At 41.1% G+C, this 21,173-nt stretch carries 21 protein-coding genes; 15 read left to right on the top strand and 6 right to left on the bottom strand.

Features of this window, described 5'->3' with window-relative positions:
- The first annotated feature begins 10 nt into the window (after nucleotides 1-10).
- The 4 genes from BMW86_RS22545 to BMW86_RS22530 all read left to right on the top strand — a co-directional run bounded on the left by BMW86_RS22545 (nucleotide 11) and on the right by BMW86_RS22530 (nucleotide 5,651).
- The gene (locus BMW86_RS22545) at nucleotides 11-1,078 is read left to right on the top strand and encodes an imelysin family protein (RefSeq protein WP_089784201.1); all 1,068 of its coding nucleotides are present in this window, start codon (nucleotides 11-13) and stop codon (nucleotides 1,076-1,078) included.
- The gene (locus BMW86_RS22540; RefSeq protein WP_089784200.1) at nucleotides 1,062-2,321 is read left to right on the top strand and encodes an HTTM domain-containing protein; all 1,260 of its coding nucleotides are present in this window, start codon (nucleotides 1,062-1,064) and stop codon (nucleotides 2,319-2,321) included. Before BMW86_RS22545 ends, BMW86_RS22540 begins: the two co-directional genes overlap by 17 nt.
- The gene (locus BMW86_RS22535) at nucleotides 2,318-4,507 is read left to right on the top strand and encodes a TonB-dependent receptor family protein (protein WP_089784199.1); all 2,190 of its coding nucleotides are present in this window, start codon (nucleotides 2,318-2,320) and stop codon (nucleotides 4,505-4,507) included. Before BMW86_RS22540 ends, BMW86_RS22535 begins: the two co-directional genes overlap by 4 nt.
- Nucleotides 4,508-4,631: 124 nt before the next feature.
- Nucleotides 4,632-5,651 (top strand): PDDEXK nuclease domain-containing protein, encoded by a 1,020-nt coding sequence (locus BMW86_RS22530; protein ID WP_089784198.1) that lies wholly within the window; start codon nucleotides 4,632-4,634, stop codon nucleotides 5,649-5,651.
- Between the two features lie 23 nt (nucleotides 5,652-5,674).
- On the opposite strand, the gene BMW86_RS22525 is transcribed toward BMW86_RS22530, so the two are convergent.
- On the bottom strand, nucleotides 5,675-6,022 hold the full coding sequence (locus tag BMW86_RS22525; protein ID WP_089785752.1) for a hypothetical protein: 348 nt from the start codon (nucleotides 6,020-6,022) through the stop codon (nucleotides 5,675-5,677).
- A gap of 154 nt (nucleotides 6,023-6,176) precedes the next feature.
- Complete coding sequence (locus tag BMW86_RS22520; RefSeq protein ID WP_089784197.1) at nucleotides 6,177-7,307, bottom strand: serine hydrolase domain-containing protein; 1,131 nt, start codon at nucleotides 7,305-7,307, stop codon at nucleotides 6,177-6,179.
- 203 nt (nucleotides 7,308-7,510) lie between these two features.
- Between BMW86_RS22520 and BMW86_RS22515 the strand changes: the two genes are divergently transcribed.
- The 3 genes from BMW86_RS22515 to BMW86_RS22505 are packed head-to-tail and all read left to right on the top strand — an operon-like array spanning nucleotide 7,511 to nucleotide 10,292.
- Nucleotides 7,511-8,344 carry a COG1470 family protein gene (locus BMW86_RS22515; protein WP_089784196.1) on the top strand — a complete coding sequence of 278 codons (834 nt, stop codon included), beginning with the start codon at nucleotides 7,511-7,513 and terminating at the stop codon, nucleotides 8,342-8,344.
- Nucleotides 8,345-8,350: 6 nt separating this feature from the next.
- Nucleotides 8,351-9,346 (top strand): ABC transporter ATP-binding protein, encoded by a 996-nt coding sequence (locus BMW86_RS22510; RefSeq protein WP_089784195.1) that lies wholly within the window; start codon nucleotides 8,351-8,353, stop codon nucleotides 9,344-9,346.
- A gap of 16 nt (nucleotides 9,347-9,362) precedes the next feature.
- Entirely contained in the window at nucleotides 9,363-10,292 is a 930-nt protein-coding gene (locus BMW86_RS22505; RefSeq protein WP_255372983.1) for an ABC transporter permease, read from the top strand.
- 5 nt (nucleotides 10,293-10,297) lie between these two features.
- Here BMW86_RS22505 and BMW86_RS22500 read toward each other — a convergent pair whose 3' ends face one another.
- The gene (locus tag BMW86_RS22500) at nucleotides 10,298-10,978 is read right to left on the bottom strand and encodes a hypothetical protein (RefSeq protein ID WP_089784193.1); all 681 of its coding nucleotides are present in this window, start codon (nucleotides 10,976-10,978) and stop codon (nucleotides 10,298-10,300) included.
- 104 nt (nucleotides 10,979-11,082) lie between these two features.
- On the opposite strand from BMW86_RS22500, the gene BMW86_RS22495 reads away from it, so the two are divergent.
- From BMW86_RS22495 to BMW86_RS22485, 3 genes are read left to right on the top strand one after another with little or no spacing between them, the layout of a single operon-like run.
- A complete protein-coding gene (locus BMW86_RS22495) occupies nucleotides 11,083-11,454 on the top strand; it encodes a winged helix-turn-helix transcriptional regulator (RefSeq protein ID WP_089784192.1) in 372 nt (123 codons plus the stop codon).
- Nucleotides 11,451-12,110 (top strand): GNAT family N-acetyltransferase, encoded by a 660-nt coding sequence (locus tag BMW86_RS22490; RefSeq protein WP_089784191.1) that lies wholly within the window; start codon nucleotides 11,451-11,453, stop codon nucleotides 12,108-12,110. Before BMW86_RS22495 ends, BMW86_RS22490 begins: the two co-directional genes overlap by 4 nt.
- 1 nt (nucleotide 12,111) lies before the next feature.
- Complete coding sequence (locus tag BMW86_RS22485; RefSeq protein WP_089784190.1) at nucleotides 12,112-12,807, top strand: phosphodiester glycosidase family protein; 696 nt, start codon at nucleotides 12,112-12,114, stop codon at nucleotides 12,805-12,807.
- Here BMW86_RS22485 and BMW86_RS22480 read toward each other — a convergent pair.
- Nucleotides 12,797-13,288 (bottom strand): DinB family protein, encoded by a 492-nt coding sequence (locus BMW86_RS22480; RefSeq protein WP_255372982.1) that lies wholly within the window; start codon nucleotides 13,286-13,288, stop codon nucleotides 12,797-12,799. The genes BMW86_RS22485 and BMW86_RS22480 overlap by 11 nt on opposite strands.
- A gap of 54 nt (nucleotides 13,289-13,342) precedes the next feature.
- On the opposite strand from BMW86_RS22480, the gene BMW86_RS22475 reads away from it, so the two are divergent.
- Nucleotides 13,343-14,314 carry a hypothetical protein gene (locus BMW86_RS22475; protein WP_089784188.1) on the top strand — a complete coding sequence of 324 codons (972 nt, stop codon included), beginning with the start codon at nucleotides 13,343-13,345 and terminating at the stop codon, nucleotides 14,312-14,314.
- Here BMW86_RS22475 and BMW86_RS22470 read toward each other — a convergent pair.
- Entirely contained in the window at nucleotides 14,311-15,450 is a 1,140-nt protein-coding gene (locus BMW86_RS22470; RefSeq protein ID WP_089784187.1) for an FAD-dependent oxidoreductase, read from the bottom strand. The genes BMW86_RS22475 and BMW86_RS22470 overlap by 4 nt on opposite strands.
- A gap of 45 nt (nucleotides 15,451-15,495) precedes the next feature.
- On the opposite strand from BMW86_RS22470, the gene BMW86_RS22465 reads away from it, so the two are divergent.
- Both BMW86_RS22465 and BMW86_RS22460 read left to right on the top strand, forming a co-directional pair.
- Nucleotides 15,496-17,556 carry a S9 family peptidase gene (locus tag BMW86_RS22465; RefSeq protein WP_089784186.1) on the top strand — a complete coding sequence of 687 codons (2,061 nt, stop codon included), beginning with the start codon at nucleotides 15,496-15,498 and terminating at the stop codon, nucleotides 17,554-17,556.
- A gap of 57 nt (nucleotides 17,557-17,613) precedes the next feature.
- Entirely contained in the window at nucleotides 17,614-18,720 is a 1,107-nt protein-coding gene (locus tag BMW86_RS22460) for a hypothetical protein (RefSeq protein WP_089784185.1), read from the top strand.
- A 47-nt stretch (nucleotides 18,721-18,767) separates the two neighbouring features.
- Here the strand turns inward: BMW86_RS22460 and BMW86_RS22455 are convergent, their stop codons facing one another.
- The gene (locus BMW86_RS22455; protein ID WP_089784184.1) at nucleotides 18,768-19,760 is read right to left on the bottom strand and encodes a hypothetical protein; all 993 of its coding nucleotides are present in this window, start codon (nucleotides 19,758-19,760) and stop codon (nucleotides 18,768-18,770) included.
- Nucleotides 19,761-19,989: 229 nt separating this feature from the next.
- Between BMW86_RS22455 and BMW86_RS22450 the strand changes: the two genes are divergently transcribed.
- Both BMW86_RS22450 and BMW86_RS22445 read left to right on the top strand, forming a co-directional pair.
- On the top strand, nucleotides 19,990-20,820 hold the full coding sequence (locus BMW86_RS22450) for an oxidoreductase (RefSeq protein WP_089784183.1): 831 nt from the start codon (nucleotides 19,990-19,992) through the stop codon (nucleotides 20,818-20,820).
- A 64-nt stretch (nucleotides 20,821-20,884) separates the two neighbouring features.
- Complete coding sequence (locus tag BMW86_RS22445) at nucleotides 20,885-21,157, top strand: DUF4242 domain-containing protein (RefSeq protein ID WP_089784182.1); 273 nt, start codon at nucleotides 20,885-20,887, stop codon at nucleotides 21,155-21,157.
- The last annotated feature ends 16 nt before the right edge of the window (nucleotides 21,158-21,173 follow it).

Below are 21,173 nucleotides of genomic sequence, written 5' to 3'. Positions count from 1 at the left end.
CAAGTTGAACATGAAATCATTATTAACACTATGTGTGTTGGTTACTCTTTTCTCCTGTGGTAAGTCGGATAGTGGTGATACAGCCAATCCTGCAACAGGATCCGATTCTGTGCTGATTAGTCTGGGTACAGATGTTATTCTGCCTTCTTACAAACAATTATCTGCCGATGCAGTAACGCTGGATGCCGCTGTTACAGCATTCAATGCAGCTCCTTCCACTACTACTTTAGTAACAGTACAAACTGCATTTACAGCTGCCTATAAATCATGGGCTGCTTGTAGTGAATTTGAATTCGGACCGGCAGCTGATGCATTCCTGACCACCCATTTCACCAACGCATTTCCTACAGATACTAATATTATAAAAAACAATATCAACGGAACTGCCTATTCCATTGACGGATTAGGAAACTACGCTGCACAAGGTTTTCCGGCTATGGACTACCTGCTGTTTGCATATGGTACTGATATGACACTGGCACGCTTCAGCGTAACAGGTGCGAAATCTTACCTGGCAGCATTATCCGCTTCTTTAAAAGCAAAATCAGCAACGGTAGTAACTGCCTGGACCAACACCTACCTCACTACTTTCAAAGCCGCTACCGGCGTTAATTCCGGCAGTTCATTATCTCTGCTGGGAAATTCATATGTGCAGGACTTTGACGTAAACTTACAGAACTACAAAATAGGTATCCCGATTGGCCAATATGGCCCTACCGTATTACCAAAGGCGCCAACAAAAGTAGAAGCATATTACAGTGGGTTATCTGATCAGCTGCTGGTAGCACAGATACAGGCAATAAAGAACATCTACCTGCACGGAATAGATAAAAAAGTGATTGCTTCCAAAGCACAGTATAATGGTGGTTCACTGAATGATGCACTTGTTAGTCAGATGAATGCCGTACTGACTAAATTCCAGGCTTTACCAACGCCATTATCTACAGGTATTGAAAATAATTCTACAGATATTACAGCTGCATTCACAGAAGTACGTAAATTAACGGTACTATTGAAATCAGATATGAGTTCAGCAATAGGGATTAAAATCTCTTTCCAGGATGATGATGGAGACTAAGTACCGGAGTATAATGCCATTGGCTGTATTACGTATAGCTTTTGGAGCGGTGCTGTTCATCAGCACCGTTCGTTTTATTATGAAAGGATGGGTTCATGATTTTTACGTGAAGCCATCCTTCCATTTTCCTTTCCTTGAAGGGATACATCCTCTTGGAGAAACGGGTATGTATAGCCTTTATATACTAATGGCTCTTGCAGCACTGTTTATCTGTATCGGTCTTTTTTACAGGGTAGCATCCGTTGTGTTTTTCTTATGTTTCTGTTATACAGAACTATTAGATAAAACCTATTACCTCAATCATTATTATCTCGTCACCATCTTTACCTTTTTACTGATGCTGGTGCCTGCACACCGCTACTGCTCTATTGATGTACTAAGAAAGCCATCTTTAAAAGCAACACAGGTACCTGCATGGACGATATTAATATTCAAATACCAATTGGGGATTGTTTACTGCTGTGCAGGATTGTCCAAGTTAACATCCGACTGGCTACTGCATGCCATGCCACTGAGAATATGGCTACCGGCAACAGCCATCCCTTTCCTTAAATACGAATGGGTAGCTTATGCTTTCAGCTGGGCCGGTGCATTATTTGATCTGTCTATTATATTTCTATTATTATACAAACGCACACAGCGAATAGCATACGTACTAGTGATCATCTTTCATATACTCACCGCCGTTATCTTCCAGATCGGTATGTTCCCTTATCTGATGATGAGTGCTACACTTATCTTCTTCGACATCCCTTTACCTAAAAAAGAGAAAAACATACAGCTGAATTATAATCCCCCGATATTGAAGATAGTATTGGGGATACACTTCCTCATTCAACTATTATTTCCTTTCCGTTATCTCTTATATCCGGGTACTTTACTCTGGACAGAAGAAGGATATCGTTTCTCCTGGCGGGTAATGTTAATGGAGAAAAGTGGTACTACTTTCTTTTATGTAAAAGACCCTGTCAGCGGAAGGAAATTCCAGGTAGATAATACTGCTTTCCTCACCCGCTACCAGGAAAGGATGATGGAGACACAGCCTGATATGATGATGCAATACGCACATATCCTCAAACAACAATATCAGAATATCAAAAATCCCATCGTGACAGTGGAGAGTTATGTGAGTCTGAACAACAGCGGGAGCCGCTTATATATCGATAGCACCGTGAATCTTGCCAATGAAAAAGCATCATGGTTTGCTCATAAAAAATGGATCATTCCTTATAATAATAAATGATGAGAATTTTTGCAGTTGTAATTGCGTTTTGTAGCTTCATTTTTACGGCTCATGCACAGGATACGCTTTCTAAAAAACGCCTGGACACTGTTATTGTTAAATCGGCAGAACAACTGCGTTCCGGCTTTACCCGGTTAAAAGATGTGGAAGGAACTGCTATCTATGCCGGAAAGAAAACAGAGGTGATCGTCATGAAAAACCTCGTAGGGAATAAGGCAACGAATAACAGTCGTCAGATATACTCAAAAGTAGCCGGACTAAACATCTGGGAAAACGACGGTGCTGGTATACAGCTGGCTATTGGCGGCAGAGGATTGAACCCTAACCGTGTTTCCAATTTTAATACCCGGCAAAATGGATATGATATCAGTGCAGATGCACTGGGTTATCCTGAGAGTTATTACACACCTCCTGCCGAAGCCGTAGAGCGGATTGAAATAGTACGTGGGGCTGCTTCCTTACAATATGGGACACAGTTTGGCGGGATGATCAACTTTAAAATGGAACGTGGGGCTGATAGTCAGAAAGTAGCAGTTAATACACGTTTAACAACAGGTTCCTGGAATTTCTTTAATACTTCCACCAGTGTTGGTGGTACCATCAACAAATTAAACTACTACGGTTTCTTCCAGCATAAATCCGGAGATGGCTGGCGGCCGAACTCGGAGTTTAACTCTAATACGGCCTATGCATCTGCGATATACAAGCTCAATGAGCGCTTGTCTGTGACCTTACAGTACACTTACATGAGCTACCTGGAACATCAGCCAGGCGGCCTCACAGATGCTGATTTTAAGGCTGATCCAAGGCAATCTGTAAGAGCCCGCAACTGGTTCAAGGTGAACTGGAACCTGGGAGCGGTTGCTGTAGATTACCACATCAGTAATAAGCTAACATTGAATACACGGTTCTTTGGTTTGATGGCCAGCAGGGATGCGCTTGGTCTGCTTACATTCATTAATCGCGCGGATGATGGGTCCGACAGAAACCTGTATATCGATCATTATCACAACTGGGGCAATGAAACCCGGTTATTATATCAATATAAAACAGGAACAGCTCTCTTAGGATTCCGTTATTATAGCGGTCACACAGAACGCGAGCAGGGATATGGGAACGATGGCTCCGGTCATGATTTTACTTTCACCCCTACCAGGGCTTCTGATTCTTTACGTTATTCCAGGTATGTATTCCCTAATCATAATACGGCTATCTTTGCAGAGAATATTTTCCGGGTTACGCCTAAGTTGAATATCATTCCCGGTGTACGTTTTGAAAGCATTACTACCAGAGCAGACGGTAACTATACCAATGTAGTATTTGATGGAGCAGGTAATCCCATCTTTGCACAGAAGATTACAGATAATAAGCGCAACAGCCGCAGTTTTATATTGGGCGGGATCGGTATAACATATAATCCCGTTTCCTTCTTACAGTTATATGCTAACTTCTCCAGGAATTATAAAGCGATTAACTTTAACGACCTTCGTACTTTAAACCCGAATCTTCGTGTAGATAGTAATCTGCAGGATGAGAAGGGATATTCTGCGGATATAGGCATCCGTAAAAACATAGGTATCTTCAATTTTGATGTAAGCGTATTCCTTATCAATTACGATAATAAAATCGGCAGTATTTTATCTGTTGATACCGCACGTATCCTTACTTACAACCTCAGAACAAATGTGGCACAATCCAGACATATTGGTCTGGAGTCTTATGTAGAAGCGGATATCTGGAAGTTGATAAAGGGTAATGAAACAGCTACCAGTGTAACGTTATTCTCCAACTTCTCTTTAATTAACGCTAAATATATCCACAGTAAAGATGCTACTATTCATAACCGTCGTGTTGAGTTTGTACCAGATGTAGTGTTTAAAACGGGAGTGGCCGTACGTTATAAAAAATGGGTAGGTAGTTATCAGTATTCTTATACCGGCAAACAGTATACTGATGCCACCAATGCTACCTTTACAGATAACGCTATTGATGGATTAGTGCCTGCTTATGGTGTGATGGACCTCTCTGCGGAATATCATCTGAATAAACATTTCACTGTGCTTGGTTCTATTAATAACCTCTCTGATGTGAAATACTTTACAAGAAGAGCTGATAGTTATCCAGGACCGGGAATTGTCCCTTCGGATGCCAGGAGTTTTTATCTGACTTTGCAGGCGAAGTTTTGATAATCAAAATAAAGATTAGAGAATCAATATGTAATAGACTAAAAAAGATAGAAAATAATGTTCAGCCATGATCGTTATTTTCTATCTTTTTTTGTAGTTTTATATACCTCAAAATATATACCACATGATTCTCACTCAATCTGTAATAGCAGATATTAAAGATATTATTGACAAAGCGAAAGACAGGGCTATCCGGCTGGTTGATCATCAGCGTACAATAATGTATTGGCATATTGGTAAACGCATTTTTGAAGAAGAACAGGAAGGAAAGGACCGGGCAGATTATGGTAATTATCTTACTAAATTCATAGCGGAACAGTTAGAACCTGAATACGGAAGTGGCTTTTCTAAAAGACAAGTAGAGTTAATCCGACAGTTTTACCGGACATTCCCAATTGCGAACGCAGTGCGTTCGCAATTGGGATGGACACATTACAAGATGCTCATACGCATTGAAAATCAAGATAAAAGAGAGTTTTACATTGCGGAAGCCATAAAAAATACTTGGACAACCCGTCAGTTAGAGCGCCAAATTCATAGCAACCTATGGGAACGACTGCTTATCAGCAATGAAAAGGAAAGTGTTTTAGCAATAGCCCGGAATGAAAAACATATGTCCGATGCTAAAGAGATTATCAAAGATCCAATTTACCTGGAATTCTTAGGATTACACCGCGAAGCATCCTATTACGAGAAAGACATGGAACAGGCCATTATCACCCATTTACATGATTTCTTATTGGAGCTCGGCAATGGCTTTGCCTTTATAGCAAGACAGAAACGATTACACATTGAAGGTGATGAATTCTTTATTGACCTGGTCTTTTACAACCGCCTTTTACGATGTTTTGTTATCGTAGAAATAAAAACGACGAAGCTTACACATCAGGATATAGGGCAATTACAGATGTATGTGAATTATTACGATCGTTACGAAAAAAAGGATTTTGAAAATCCAACTATCGGAATACTACTTTGTGCAGAGAAAAATAATGCTGTAGTAAAAATTTCCCTACCGGAAAATAATAAAACTATAATAGCAAGTGAGTATAAGTTATACCTACCTACTGAACAACAATTGATAGCCGAAATGAAAAAAGAGATTGAAAAACACGAGTATGAGATAGAACTTCCAACCACATAGTTGCTGCCATTACTCAATCCTGGTTATTTGCGGAACGGATGCCCCAGGAAAATCAGCACCAGTGGAATTAATAGAAACGGGATCTCTATCAGAGCTGTTTTAATATTTCCTGCTCTTAGCGATAATGCCATGATGACCAATATAGAAACGGCATTAATCAGATTTGCAAGGAAGAAGGTTCGCGGGAAAAAGATCATTATACCGACGGCAATTGTGAGGATGCTAAAAACAACCGCACTTGTTTTGCCAATGCCCAGCCCCTCCATCATTTTAGCCTGTTCTGGATATGCATCCAGATGCAATCCATCCCACCCGTGTTTAAAACTTAAAAAGGCGGTCAATAAAATTAGTATTCCACTGAGAATTTTCATGTTGCTCTTTTTAGATGTTTTCTTGATTTTATATGTTTTAATCTGATGAAACAAAGATGAGACGAAACAGGGTGTGGCTGTTTACAAGAATCAATCCATTATTTGCAAAAAAGAAATATCCGCATTATAAAACCTGGAACAATATTCCAGTAAATCACTTCATCAAAAAAGCAGACAAATTACTATTAAAGAAACGCCCCTTATCACAATTAGTAAAAAACACAAAACCCGTCTTTTTTACTTTGAGATACTCAAACCCAGACTGGAAACCACCATTATTCCCCCCATGCGCATAAATGGTCCCATAAACCGTAGGCTTTATAGCAAGACCCAGCCCCCAGGCAATATAACCCACTTCCTTATACATTTCACCATCTTTTGGCATTAACACCTGCTCTTTAAGCATCTCCTCCAGGCTGGCCTCGCTAATGCCTTTATGTGACATTAGCGCAATCAGGAAACGGGCATAATCCATCGCTTCTGTATGCAGGCCACCTGCAGCCCCAAACCATGTAGAATCCTGAGTAGGGAAAGCGACCGGCCAGGGCCTGCCATTGCGTTTTCCATTCATATGACCACCAGCCTTATGCTTGCTGATATAGTCATTGCCTGAAAAATAAAAATGCTTTAAACCAAGGGGTTGCGATACCTCCTCCTGATAAAGCTCATCTAACGTTTTCAAATCCCGATGGTTCAGATAAGCAATCACCTGGGCTAAATAATGATACCCTTCTCCGGAATAAGCGAACGCCGTCCCGGGAATGAATTTAAGCCACAAGTCACCATATTTGATATGCAGAGAAGTATCAGGTTTTTCAAAATACCGCCAGTTAGGAAAACCCGACTGATGAGAAAGTGCCATCCTTGCGGTAATTAACTTATAACGGTTATCCTGTGCAATATCCGGGTAAACCATATAACGATATAAGGGCGTATCCAGACTTATCACGCCCTTTTCAACCATCTTCATCACCAGATAAGTAAAAGCAGTTTTAGACATAGAAGCAGCTTCAAAAATAGAGGCATCGTCTACTGGCCGTTTTGTATTAACATCTGATACGCCAAATGTCCGGTGGTAAACGATCTTATTATTATTAATAAAAGCGATGGATATGCCCGGCATACCCAGTGAATCCATTTGCTTTTGAACAAAGAAGTCCAGTTGAGCAGGTGTTATATTTTTTCCACTAAAGGTTTTAAGCTGTGCATTCGCATTAAGAGCATTAAGAGCATTAAAAGCATCAAGAAAGAAGAGTACGAATATATAGGAGAAATACTTTTTCATCTTATAGAAGGTTTTTTCAAAACAATATTACGAAATTCAAATAGGGCATCTGGCAGGAGAAAAAATAACTTTCACATTTTTTTTGCAATTACTTTTGAGAATTATTTTTAATTTGCTCCCCGTTTAAGACAACAGCATCCTGTTGTATGGAAAGGTAAATAGCTATTATTTCATAAAGAATATAATCCTTATTTATTAATCTTATGTCCGCGAAAAAACAGTATCCAAAACGGATTAAGTTCAATCCACTCTTTTGTCTCTTCCTATTATTATTGAGTAAACAAAGTATTGCGCAGAAAGGCACTCCTCCTTTTACGGCAAGGCTGATGAACATCGAAGCCGCCGCCAATACCACTTTTACCTACAACACAAAACTTCGTAACGCGGCCTCCCTGCCCCGTATTTACCAGCTCTCTGCCACTATTCCCCCCGGCTGGAATATTGCCTTCAAAGCGGAAGGAATGCAGGTAACCTCCCTTAATATCGATTCCGGCAGGACCCAGGATATTACCATAGAAATCAATCCTACCATACAAACAAAACCAGGCAAATATGCCATTCCCGTAGTGGCAGCAGCAGGATCTGATTCCATCAGATTAAACCTGGAAGCCGTGGTGAAAGGGACTTATACCGTTCAGCTGACAACACCCTCCGGAAGGCTCAGTGATGATGTCACCGAAGGTAGCCGGACAGAAATCCATCTCCTGGTGAAAAACACGGGTACCATTGCACTCGAAAACCTGGCACTTACCGCCCAGGCACCTCCGCAATGGGAAACTACATTCTCTCCTTCCACCATTACAAAACTGGAACCCGGAAAAGACCAGGAAGTGATCGCCACCCTGAATGTCCCTGATAAAACCATAGCAGGTGATTATGTCACCACATTCAGCGTCAGGAACAACAATAGTTCATCTGATGCAGCTTTCAGGATGACTGTCAGGACCTCCGTTCTTACCGGATGGCTGGGGCTGCTTGTTATTCTGGTGGCTTTAGGCGTTGTGTATTATCTTATCCGTAAATATGGCAGGAGATAGCAGCTTATGGAACAACCAATCATTGAGATGCATGGTCTGACCAAACACTATGGCTCCTTTAAGGCTGTAGATAACCTTCACCTGTCTATTAACAAAGGTGAGATATTCGGGTTACTAGGCCCCAATGGTGCAGGTAAATCGACCACCATACTGATGCTACTGGGATTGACAATACCTACTGCCGGAGAAGCACGTATCTGCGGGATCAATGCCTCCAGGAAACCTATTCCGGTAAAACGTAAAGTAGGGTATATGCCCGACAACGTAGGTTTCTACAATGAACTCACCGCTCTCGAAAACCTTATCTATATAGGACGGCTAAACGGTATCTCAGAAAAAGAAGTGAAGAATGTTGCCAGAGAGATGCTTGTAGAGGTTGGTCTGGAAGCTGCCATAAATAAGAAAGCCGGAACTTTCTCCCGCGGCATGAAACAGCGGCTCGGCTTAGCAGATGTATTGATCAAACAACCGGAAGTCATCATCCTTGATGAACCTACACTGGGCCTTGATCCGGCAGGTGTAAAAGATTTCCTGGAACTCATCCGGCAACTGAACCAGCGGCAGGACCTTACCGTACTGTTATCATCCCATCACCTACACCAGGTACAGCAGGTATGTAATCGTGTAGGCATATTTGTGGGTGGGCATTTACTGGCAGAAGGCAATATTGAAACACTCACCAGCAATCTCTTTAAAACAGCACCTCATGTAGTACAGGTAACGTTGAAAACAGCTGTTATGCCTGATGTGCAGCAACTACAGTTGCCAGGTGCGGAAAAGATAATAATTAATGGAGATGTTGTAGAGATTTCAGGACAGGAAGATATTACACCTGATATCGTCCGGTACTTTGTACACAAAGGTTTTGACGTTACCGGTGTACAGAAGAAGACTTATGGTCTGGATGAAATTTATCAACAATATTTTGAAAATAACTTAAAGGAAAACGTACCCAATGAAAAGTCAGGCAGGTCTTTTTTCGGCAAATTCAAAAAGCATTAGTTCTCCCTTTCTTGTCATGATGAGAAAGGAAGTAGCAGACCAGTTACATAGCTTGCGTTTTATTATCCTGGCAGCACTCATCCTGCTCACTTTCTTTGGATCCATGTATGTGTCCATGGCTAATATCAGCAAGGCGATATCTAATTCACATGATCCCGACAGATTGTTTTTATATCTGAAATTATTAACGACAACAGATGGATCACTTCCTCCCTTTCATATATTCGTCGGTTTCCTGGGGCCATTGCTGGGTATTAGTCTGGGTTTTGATGCTATCAATTCCGAACAATCCAATGGTACCTTAATCCGGCTGATGGCACAGCCTGTATACAGGGATTCTCTTATCAACGCTAAATTTGTAGCGTCCCTGATTGTTATCAGCGCACTGTTTTTATCTCTCAATCTGCTGATGATAGGCGGTGGACTGATTATCACCGGTGTCAGGATAGAGCCGTCTGAGTTTATACGTATACTGTGTTTTGTTGTGTTAAGTATTATCTACGTATCATTCTGGCTTAATCTATCCATACTTTTATCTGTAAAGTTCCGGCAGACCGCCACTTCGGCGCTGACAGCCATTGCTATCTGGTTGTTTTTCACGATTTTTTATCAGATCCTCGTGAATATTATCATAAAGGCAGTACTTCCGGATCCTAATCTACTTTCACAGGAGCAGCTGATTTCTTATAACGGGATCGTGATGACATTCCTGCGTTTCGTACCCAGCCAGCTGTATACAGATGCTACTACTACCCTGCTGATGCCCTCCGTACGCAGCCTGGGGCCGCTTACCATGGAACAGATGGCCGGGGCTATCCCTTCACCTCTCTCCCTGCGTGAAAGCCTGCTGGTGGTATGGCCACAGGTAAGTGGGCTTATTGCAGCAACAGTAGTATGTTTTGCCGTTTCTTATTATATCTTTATGCGGAGAGAAATACGGACATGATTATACTAAACCCATAAATAAATCAGTAAGCATATAACTATAAAAAAAAGGAGAATAAAGAGAGACTCTATGATTTTTTGTTTTCTCTTAAAAACATACTTCTGTTCATCAATATGAAAAGAAGAATAAATCTTTGGATCTATTGTCAGTTCCGGGCGAAAATGGGCGAACCCCAGTAACAAGGTGGCAATCAGTTCTCCCCGGTTCTTAAAAGCTCCAGGATAAAAATGACTCATCCTGAAAGCCTCATGCCTCCTGAGAAGAGGTTCACCTGCTTCCCACCACCCCAGTAAAGGCAGTCCTTTACTGGGTTCTATACAATCAACGGCATAATTGTCCCGACTCCTGAAATCTGCCCATTTCACCTGTCGTACCGGCTTACCGGTATACCTGTTATCATAAAAAATCCCTTTCTCATTAATTGTTACATCTGTATACCTGGTTAATGCAGACCTCTTCCACAGATATACCCAGATCCCATTCATTACCAGCCCTATCAACAAGACTATCACCTTAAGGAAGATGGGTTCATCCTCTTCCACAAATAAGATATAAACGGCTCCCAGTAAAAGCAACAGACAAACTGCTATTATAAAAAAAGCACAGGCTGAGATGATTATGCTGAGTACTATATTTTCTTTAGACTTAATAGCAACAAAAGGTGGCAGCGGATTCTTTTTCAACATAATAGTAAAAGTACAAACTGGCAGTGGCAATCATCTATTTTTTCGTAAACAAAACTAAAACTTTACTTACTTTTATACATATACTTACCCTAAAGTATGTATCTATGACCAAGGTTAAAGAAAGCTCAACTATCCAGGCGAACAAAGAAATTGTTTTCAGGGAATGTCCGGTAACATATGTTACGGATAGAATCGGTGGACGATGGAAACCCTCAATCCTGTTCAATTTATTAACAGGCAGTAAGCGTTACAGTGAATTGAAAAACAACATTCCCGGTATTACTGAAAAGATGCTGATACAACATCTGAAAGAATTGGAAACGGATAAACTGATCATGAAAGATGTGATGTATAGTTTAACCGCTTCCGGAGAAAGTTTAAGACCTGTACTACATGCAATGGCAGAATGGGTGATTGAAGACAGTAAAAACAATTCCAGGGATATCTCTAAGAGCCTGGATAATTTTCCTATATGAACGAATTAGATAACCCAGCCTGGTCGGCCCTCAACAGCATACATAGTAAATTTGCAGAAGGTACGGAACATGCCAAACGTTACAGAGCAGATATTGCTCCATTTGTAGCCTGTATTGATAACAGGATGGCAGAGATTGATCCATTCATCAATACCGGCGAAACGTTCTTTATGATTGGTGATTTGCCCGTTTTACCCGCCAATTATGCAGTCATTCATGAGATTCCCTGCGGACAGATGCTACTTACCGGTAAGATACCGGAAGATGCGCCGGCCTTATTATTAGATGAAACTGATAAGACCGATATGTTTAACCTGATAAACAGTGTACAGCCTGGTTTATACAAACCCGATACCCGGCTGCTGGGGAATTATTACGGGGTTAAACAGGATGGTCAGCTGGTAGCCATGGCAGGAGAACGCATAAAGATACCTGGATATACAGAACTGAGCGCTATCTGTACAAATCCGGCTTATACCGGTCGTGGATATGCACAGCAGCTGATTAAACATCTCTGCCGTACCCATGTAGCAGCAGGTATTATGTCCTATCTGCATGTGACTTTATCGAATGAGCGCGCCGTTCGTTTATATGAATTTATGGGGTTTGAAAAACGCAGAGATATCAGTTTCTGGCTGTTGAAAAAGTTATCTTAATATGCATAGAAAAGCATTTCTTCTATACCTGCTTTTTGCAGGCATTTTCGTTTTTGGGCAGGAAGATAACCGTTTTGTCACTTATAAGGTTAATCCCAAAAAGCAACAGCTAAAAATGTACTGGAAAGACGATAAACATCAGCCTTTCCAAAGCATCCAAAACCTGAAAAACTGGCTAGGTACTCAGACACTGCTTTTTGCGATGAATGGAGGCATGTATAAAACCGATAACTCTCCGCAGGGGCTTTTTATAGAGGATAAGAAAACATTGAGCCCTTTAGATACTACCTCTGGCAATGGCAACTTTTACCTGAAACCTAATGGTGTATTTTATCTTACAACAGATAACAATCCTGTAATTTGTAAAACAGAAAATTTCACTGATAACGGGAAGATAAAATACGCAACGCAATCCGGTCCTATGCTGGTAATCGATGGCCAGATTCATCCTGCTTTCAAACAGGGATCGGCTAACTTAAATATACGGAATGGGGTAGGTATTCTTCCTAACAATGAAGTAGTTTTTGTCATGTCTAAAAAGGAAATCAACCTGTACGACTTTGCCAGTTACTTTAAAGAATTGGGTTGCAGGAATGCATTGTACCTCGATGGCTTTGTATCCCGTACCTATTTACCGGAAAAGAACTGGATACAGACAGATGGCAGTTTTGCTGTTATTATAGGTGTTACCCCGTAAACTCAATCTTCTCTATTTGCCTTCTATGCCTGAGAATATGCACGATTGCATGTTCCATCAACTGTTCTACATCGTACTGTTGTCCCCAGCCTGTATTTATCTTTAATGCATTATCCAACTGCTCCAGTTCCTCATCTTTAAATTCTTTCAGCACATCTTCCGTGAATGAAATAACACCCGTCAGATCATCCATATATTCCTGCATCGTCAGGTGAAATATTTTGGTGGGTCTTGGTTTGTTATGTCCTTTCAGGTTATGAATACTGGTAGCATAACCATATCCGGAATGTACTATATGAGATAAGATAGTCTGAACAGATCTGCAGTTATCATCAGTAGTATCAGGATCTGTGATGATGGTTAAAGCATTATCAGGAACAGTTGATATTACTTTCTTTAAATCTGAAACAGCACGTTCGTATTCATCAAGTAATGCGCCTATGGCACCTTTTCTGTAGGATTGAGCCATTTTTTTTCTCAAATCTATATAAAATTAAAGATATAGACATATTGATAATATCATATATTTGCAACTATGCCCTTTAGTAAAAATACAATACCTGCCGGCAAAGGCCTCGTGATACCGAAAGAATGGCTGGTGATCAATCAAAACCCTGTAACACCTGCCAAAGATATCAGACCGGCGGATCAGACATTCCTGACTTTCCCCGAATGGTTCCTGGTTTTCAGTCCGGAAGAACAGGCGAACTATTTTAAACAACATACAGCCACTACCTTCCCCTATATGACGCACACCGCGCAGATCTGGAGGAGTTATGGTATCATGAAAAAACAGATCAAAGGGAATTTCCCTGTCAATTATGGCTATCATTTTATGATATGGGTTATTGGAGTAAGCACCACCGTGGAGTATACAATGAAAGCATTGTATGAAGCCATAGTAGGCAGATTAACCAATACGAAACAACCATTGACACCCGAAGATCAATTTGCCGCTACATTCACCCAGGACTATGTCGATTTCATTAAAGACCGCCCCTGGTATGAATTCAATTTCAAAAGCCGTTTAAAAGACCTCTGGAAAAACACATCCTCTTCCGGACCACATTTCTTCCGGAAATGGGACCGTAAATATGTACTCACAGCAGAGCTGCTCGTAAAATTCATCTACGGTAAACTGATTGGCCTGGGAACGAAGCAGGTATACGGACAGGCATTACCAACAACCGCGGTAGTATTGGATGATGACAGTCTGCATTACCTGCCCCGTTACGATAAATTCGCAATAGCTGCCCTGGAACTGGCCAAAAGCGGACATCGTTTTAAGGAAATTGCAGGGAATAATTCAGCGATATTATTAACCGTATGGGTACCTGCAGACCATACAACAACTTTCAACCAGGCACAAACGGTATTTATACAACCTATATCCTCTTATCCGTCTATGAAACGGGTGGCCATAGCAACACCTGTTCCCAACTTAAGTGATGTCTTATTACAACTGGATAAAGAGAAGATACAGGTAGAGCATGTTTTTGATTTTTAATGATCGCTGAACATCGCCAGCATATTCTCCAGTCCTTCTTTAGAATGTAAAGAGTCTGTTTGCTCTAAAGTCATCCTTGCAGTTTCAGAAGCCCTTGCACGCATCTCTTTTTCATAATGGGCGATGGCAGTCTGCGTATCAGGAAATGCATCACTGGTAAGGCAAATACTCAATTCCAATGCATCCAGCATCGCCATATTTACACCTTCTCCTGCATAGGGTGGCATTAAGTGTGCAGCATCGCCTAACATAGTAAGATTAGGTAGTGCATCCCAATACTGATCTAAAGGCATACAATACTGAGGACGGGGAATAAAGTTCGTACTGGCATTTTCGAATATCTCCAGCCATACAGGCGCCCATCCTTTAAACTCTTCTTTAAACCAATTGATTACCTGTAACTTATCTGTAAAATCTATCCCACTATTGCGATACCAGAACTCGTCTGATTTAAACCCACAATAGTATGCCAGGCTACCATCCCCTTTAGAACTTACAATTAATGTTTTCCCATCTCCCAAAGCGAATATTTTCCCACCACTTAACAGTTCATGTATTTTGGGAGAGGCCGTTTCAGAATTATACACTGCGCCTTCAATGGCAGTCATACCCGCAAAGAAAGGTCGTATAGGTGTGATAAGCGGACGTATTTTAGAGTTGGCCCCATCTGCTGCGATAACGATATCCGCCTGCGCAGATGTACCATTCTGAAATATCAGTTTCCAGGAGTTGTCTGTCTCAGACATAGCAACAAACTGACTATCCCATACAACAGTATCCGGTGCTAATGAATCCAATAATATCTTTCTTAACGGACCGCGGTCTATTTCCGGGCGGGACATTTCATCATGCGCATTGATATTCTCATCCATCAGGATGTTAGCATCTCTATCAACAATGCGCGTCTTATCTGCACCAGGACGGTAATTCGCTTTGAATGCATCTATCAGCCCGGCTTCACGCAACGCCTTTAATCCTGATTCATCATGGAGATCCAATGTGGCCCCCTGTACCCGCACATCTTTATTCAGATCTCTTTCATAGACTTTTACATCTGCTCCTTTTATTTGCAGGAGTCTGGCCAAAGTAAGGCCTCCGGGGCCTCCGCCCACGATAGCTATTCTTTTGTTTTTCATGGATATTGTTATTTAAGAAAAGTTTTTTTAGCGTAAATTAACTATATGAAACAAACGTTTGCCCTCCTGGCCACCCTCATCACCTTCCATATTACATATGGACAGGTAACTATCGAAAACCTTTTGTCTGTTCCTTTCCCTACAGAGTTAAAGAGTTCTCCCGATGGGAAACACATTGCCTGGGTCTTTAATGATAAAGGCGCCAGAAATGTGTTTATCGCTGATGCTCCGGACTTTATCCCGCGAAAGGTGACTAACCATAGTAAAGATGATGGACTGGATATTACCAGCCTTGCCTTTACCCCGGATGGCAATCGCTTACTATTCACAGAAGGCAATACAACGAATGGCGCAGGTGAAGCTGCCAATCCTGCTTTATTACAGGAAAAGACAGGGCAATTCATCTGGGTTGTTAATGTAGACGGATCAGGATTACGAAAAATTGTATCAGGTGATAATTCTTCTCCGGGTAATGATATTGTAGCCTTTATTTCAAAAGGCAAAGTATGGCAGGCATCTCTGACAGATACCGCAAAGGCGGCAACACAATTGTTTGAAGCAAGAGGAAATATAGAGGATCTGCGCTGGTCGCCCGATGGGAAAAGGCTGGCATTTATCAGCAACCGCCGAGACCATGCTTTCCTGGGTATTTTTGATGTAACAAACAAATCCGTAACATACCCAGACCCTTCTGTAGATGTTGATAAACAGCCAGTCTGGAGTCCTGATAGTAAATGGCTGGCCTATATACGTATACCCAACAGGAAAGATGTATTGCCCTTTACAGAGCTGCGCAAAGGCTCCCCATGGAGTATACGTCTGCTGGAAGTAGATAAAGAACAGGCCAAAACACTGTGGAAGGCTGCTGAAGGCACCGGCAGTATATTGTATACCGCTATTCCTGCTGCAGATAACCTGCTGCTATGGGCAGCTGATAATCAACTGGTATTCCCATGGGAAAAAGATGGGTGGCAACACCTATATGCACTGGATATCTTTTCAGCTGCTACTCCCCGTTTGCTGACACCAGGCGAAGGTGAGGTAGAAAACATGTTACTGAGCGCAAATGGCAAATCTGTAGTATATAATACCAATATCAACGACAGTCATCGCCGCCATATCTGGCAGGTAGCTGTAGCCGGTGGTAATCCGGTACAACTATCCAAAGGCACAGGTATTGAATGGTCGCCGGTAAACACACAGGCAGGTATTGTTGCTATACAATCTACCGCTACCACTCCGGGCTGGCCGATAAAATTGAATGGTATGGAAAAGATAGCCCCGGCATTATTCCCTTCCTCATTCCCTGCAGCATCTCTTGTAACACCAGAGTTAGTCTCTTTCCCGGCCAAAGACGGTATGCTGATACATGGACAACTGTTTTTACCACCTGGCTATCAGAAGGGTAGCAAATACCCTACTCTCGTGTTTATTCATGGTGGTTCAAGAAGGCAGATGATATTAGGGTTCCATTATATGGGCTATTACAACAACGACTATGCAATGAACCAATACTATGCATCTAAAGGGTACATCGTACTGGCAGTTAATTACCGCAGTGGTATAGGCTATGGCATGCAGTTCCGCGAAGCATTACACTACGGTGCCAATGGTGCCAGCGAATACAATGATATTATAGGTGCAGGCTTATACCTGCGCAGCAGACCGGATGTCAACAGCAAACGTATAGGCTTATGGGGAGGATCTTATGGCGGGTTCCTGACTGCCATGGGGCTGGCCCGCAACTCTGATATTTTTGCCTGTGGAGTAGATATACATGGTGTTCATAACTGGAACGATGAAATGAAAAACTGGTTAGCTGATTATGATCCTTCCACCAGAGCAGCCTTCGCAGCTACAGCCCTTGCCTCCTCTCCCGTGAGTTTTACAAAAGGATGGAAATCCCCGGTATTGTTCATACACGGTGATGACGACCGTAATGTACCTTTCAGCGAAACCGTACACCTGGTGGAAAAGCTGCGGGAACAGAAAGTATACTGGGAAGAGCTGATCATCCCTGATGAAATACACGATTTCCTTTTATATAAAAGCTGGGTAAAAGGCTATTACAGGGCAGCTGATTTTTTTGACAGAATGATGAAATAAAACATACTCCATATATAAATTTGCCTACTTTTATAGATATTCCTATAATATATCATTATGCCTCTTTCCAAAGAAATTCATCGCGACGAGCATTTCACGCTTACAAAAGAATATAATACTAACGGGGACCTTGTTTCAGAAGAATATAAAACCGGGACACAAATAAGATTAAAAAAGATAGTCTATAATGATAAAAAGCAAATAAGCAGTATCATTGAAACAAACAAAGATGCCGGACAGCTGCAGGATGGACAGTTAACGCTCTATGTATACACAGGCAACAGCTATCGCATGCTTGTATATAAACACAGCACAACAACTTTCGCTGATTACCTCTCTTCCAAACCTTCTATATACGGAAAAGAAAATGAAGCACATTATGTAAGAGATATTAAATCAGAAAACGGATTACTGTTATCTGAACATCATGAAGACCGTGAAGAAGGAACAAAATATTCCACCACTTACACCTACAGTAATGGTGTAAAAAGTTCAGAAACCAAAGTAGCCGCAGATGGGACTACTACAAAAATTGATTATACTTATGAGGGAGGTTTTCCCAAATCAAAACTCACGGTAGTGAACAATCAATTCTCTGACATGTTCATATATACCTATAGGCATAATTTATTGTCAGAAGAGCAAAAACTCTGCAAACATGAGGGTATGCAGTATCCATCCTTACAAAAGAAATACTTCTATAATGCTAAACAAGAGCTGGAGAAAACAACATATTATGGCAGATATAACGGCTCGATGAACACTTATAAAACAGAAGAGGTCATCAGAAAAGAAAACATCCTCACAAAGAAAAATTTTGAAGTTGAGAATGCTGAGATGGCATTAGGGCGTTATGATATAACGACGCTTTACAATGAGTTTAAAAACAATAACATGGAATGGGCCATTCCAATATTTGATAATAAATATTTCGAGACACATCCCCTTCAGGAAATGAGTTGTACTATTGAAAAATATGATACACAGGGAAATATTATTGAGATGATATTCATGCATCCCTTTAACAAAGATGAGGTAATGGGGAAAGTCGTTTACCGCAATGAATACAATGATAAATCATTGTTGGAATTTGTTATTAGCTACCGGATAACAGACGACGGGCAAAAAGAAGAGATGGATATTAAAAAATATTACTACTATTGATAAAATAAAGGCTTCAGATCCACCAACGACCTGAAGCCTTTATTCATTTATAATCCTTCCTTCAAACTCCTTTTCAACTGATCAAGAAACTGAGTTACTGTAGTAGCAGTTCCGGACTCCGGCATCTGAACAGCACAACCTCTAATTACATAATTATTTATATCCGCCATCTGCCAGATAGCACCGCCTGTCATAGCAGGATAACCCTTTTTAAATCTCAGCATTTCCCCCTTGATCTCATTTGTTGTTTTACTACCATGAGAAGTACCACAGGTACTAAATGCACCACGACAAAGGAATATCGGATAAATAGGCAATTTAGTACCTAAACTGTCTTTCCAGCGACCAGGAACATTTCTCATACCACCATCATAACATTGCAGGTAAATGGCATCAATCAAACCCTTTTTAGATCCTTTGATCACATCTCTCCAGTATTTATAATTCCTGAATGGACAAAGAGACATATGCATGTTCAACCGGCCTATCATTTCTCCATACTTTATCATAGATACACTATTATATACAGATTCATCATCTATACAAACAGCATCTATCCCAATCTCATCCTTCATTATTTTAGTTATTTTATACAGCGTGCTATTGGTCCCAGTTCCTGTAGTGATACCAGGAATAACCTTTTTAGCATCTGAAAAATCCTGTATAAAATCAAATGTATTAGGAGGCTGATTAATCCATCTGCCTTCCAGTAAAATTTCAATACGGGTAACTGATGATGGTTGTTGCTTTAAAGAGGCCACACGTTTCAGCCATGCCTTGTCACCTACATACTGGCCATCATGAATAATAGGATTTCTGTTATCATCACCTGAATATACATCCCCATTGGCTTTTATATAAAAGCTTGATAAAATAATAGTCGTGAAACCGGACTTCCGCAACTTCGTATAAGTAGTATCGTTACCAGGATACATCCCTCTTCCAAACAAGGTTAAATTAGTATCCGCAACCGGGGCAGGCTGTGCAAAGGCACCTATTCCGGAAGCCAGTAAGAAGAGAGATAAAAGCAGCATTTTCATAGTATAGTATTTATTAATGCGCCGAAAATAATGAACTAATTTTATAAACCAACGTATGCAATTTGCACCTCTTCCCCTCATCATCTTTTCTCTCCTTCCATCCAATTTATCCGGTAAGAATTTTGATAAATTAATCTTGAACGTTCCAGCAAAGTAACTTTGAACGTATAGACAAAGTAGCGATGAAATGCAGTGTTTACCTTTGATCCATCATTAAAAAATAAATGTTATGGCAAAGATTTGGTTTATAACCGGCAGTTCAAGAGGATTAGGAAGAAGTTTAACAGAAGCCGCGCTGGCAAAAGGTGATTTTGTAGCAGCCACGGCAAGAAATCCTGCACAATTGAAAGACTTAGCAGATAAATATGCAGATCATATCTTCCCTGTTACCCTTGATGTGACCAATTATCAGCAGGTAAAACAGGCAGTAGAAGATACAATAGCCCGTTTTGGCAGAATAGATGTACTGGTTAATAACGCAGGGTTTGGTATTACCGGTGCTATGGAAGCATTTACAGATGAAGAAGTACGTAGTCAGCTGGAAACGAACCTTTACGCTCCTATTGAGATCACCCGCGTGGTATTGCCTTATATGCGCAAACAACGTAGCGGCAGAATTCTGCAGGTAAGCTCTATTGGCGGACGGGTAGCAAGCATCGGTTTAACAATGTATCAGAGCGCCAAATTTGGCCTTTCGGGCTTTAGTGAAGCACTATCCAAAGAAGTGGCACATCTGGGCATTAAAGTGACTGCTGTAGAACCTGGTGGCTTTAGCACTGATTGGGCCGGGGACTCCATGACCTATGCAAAACATGTGGAAGGGTATGAACCTACTGTGGATACCAGGGTCGACTTCTTCAAAAACGGTAAATTCGTTCCCAGAGGTAATCCTGAGAAAGCGGCACAGGTACTTGTGGATCTGGTTGATCATCCAGAACCGCCTGTACATCTTATCCTGGGCAGTGATGCCGCGGCCATCATGAAACAGGCAGATACTACAAGACAGGAAGAATTTGAAAAATGGTTACCAGTAACGGTATCTACAGATGAAGATAAATAATAAATAAGGCAGGCATAGTTAAACTAACATTGTATTCATTTGTTACCTCTAAAAATACACATGTATGCCTAAGTATGTAATCGAACGAGAAATTCCTGATGCAGGTAAATTATCTGCCGAACAATTAAAAGGTATTTCACAAACTTCCTGTGGAGTACTACGTAATCTGGGCCCGGAAATCCAATGGGTGCAGAGTTATGTGACGGGCAACAAAATTTATTGCGTTTACATCGCACCCAATGAAGAAATGGTGCAGGAACATGCAAAACAAGGAGGCTTCCCTGCCAATTCGATCAGCCAGGTGTTTGCTGTGATAGACCCGACAACAGCAGAATAAAGGGTTAGTAATTATA

Origin of the sequence: Chitinophaga sp. YR573 (assembly GCF_900110995.1) — a bacterium.
Classification (GTDB): Bacteria; Bacteroidota; Bacteroidia; order Chitinophagales; family Chitinophagaceae; genus Chitinophaga.
Note: the sequence above shows the minus strand (reverse complement) of the source record. Positions and strands in the feature narration are given on the sequence as shown.

Coding starts and splice junctions, on each gene's coding strand:
- BMW86_RS22445 (WP_089784182.1), top strand. CDS start 20,885: ATGCCTAAGTATGTAATCGAACGAGAAATTCCTGATGCAGGTAAATTA.
- BMW86_RS22460 (WP_089784185.1), top strand. CDS start 17,614: ATGCCTCTTTCCAAAGAAATTCATCGCGACGAGCATTTCACGCTTACA.
- BMW86_RS22535 (WP_089784199.1), top strand. CDS start 2,318: ATGATGAGAATTTTTGCAGTTGTAATTGCGTTTTGTAGCTTCATTTTT.
- BMW86_RS22540 (WP_089784200.1), top strand. CDS start 1,062: ATGATGATGGAGACTAAGTACCGGAGTATAATGCCATTGGCTGTATTA.
- BMW86_RS22495 (WP_089784192.1), top strand. CDS start 11,083: ATGACCAAGGTTAAAGAAAGCTCAACTATCCAGGCGAACAAAGAAATT.
- BMW86_RS22470 (WP_089784187.1), bottom strand. CDS start 15,450: ATGAAAAACAAAAGAATAGCTATCGTGGGCGGAGGCCCCGGAGGCCTT.
- BMW86_RS22490 (WP_089784191.1), top strand. CDS start 11,451: ATGAACGAATTAGATAACCCAGCCTGGTCGGCCCTCAACAGCATACAT.
- BMW86_RS22450 (WP_089784183.1), top strand. CDS start 19,990: ATGGCAAAGATTTGGTTTATAACCGGCAGTTCAAGAGGATTAGGAAGA.
- BMW86_RS22545 (WP_089784201.1), top strand. CDS start 11: ATGAAATCATTATTAACACTATGTGTGTTGGTTACTCTTTTCTCCTGT.
- BMW86_RS22485 (WP_089784190.1), top strand. CDS start 12,112: ATGCATAGAAAAGCATTTCTTCTATACCTGCTTTTTGCAGGCATTTTC.
- BMW86_RS22505 (WP_255372983.1), top strand. CDS start 9,363: ATGATGAGAAAGGAAGTAGCAGACCAGTTACATAGCTTGCGTTTTATT.
- BMW86_RS22530 (WP_089784198.1), top strand. CDS start 4,632: ATGATTCTCACTCAATCTGTAATAGCAGATATTAAAGATATTATTGAC.
- BMW86_RS22475 (WP_089784188.1), top strand. CDS start 13,343: ATGCCCTTTAGTAAAAATACAATACCTGCCGGCAAAGGCCTCGTGATA.
- BMW86_RS22515 (WP_089784196.1), top strand. CDS start 7,511: ATGTCCGCGAAAAAACAGTATCCAAAACGGATTAAGTTCAATCCACTC.
- BMW86_RS22465 (WP_089784186.1), top strand. CDS start 15,496: ATGAAACAAACGTTTGCCCTCCTGGCCACCCTCATCACCTTCCATATT.
- BMW86_RS22500 (WP_089784193.1), bottom strand. CDS start 10,978: ATGTTGAAAAAGAATCCGCTGCCACCTTTTGTTGCTATTAAGTCTAAA.
- BMW86_RS22455 (WP_089784184.1), bottom strand. CDS start 19,760: ATGAAAATGCTGCTTTTATCTCTCTTCTTACTGGCTTCCGGAATAGGT.
- BMW86_RS22520 (WP_089784197.1), bottom strand. CDS start 7,307: ATGAAAAAGTATTTCTCCTATATATTCGTACTCTTCTTTCTTGATGCT.
- BMW86_RS22525 (WP_089785752.1), bottom strand. CDS start 6,022: ATGAAAATTCTCAGTGGAATACTAATTTTATTGACCGCCTTTTTAAGT.
- BMW86_RS22510 (WP_089784195.1), top strand. CDS start 8,351: ATGGAACAACCAATCATTGAGATGCATGGTCTGACCAAACACTATGGC.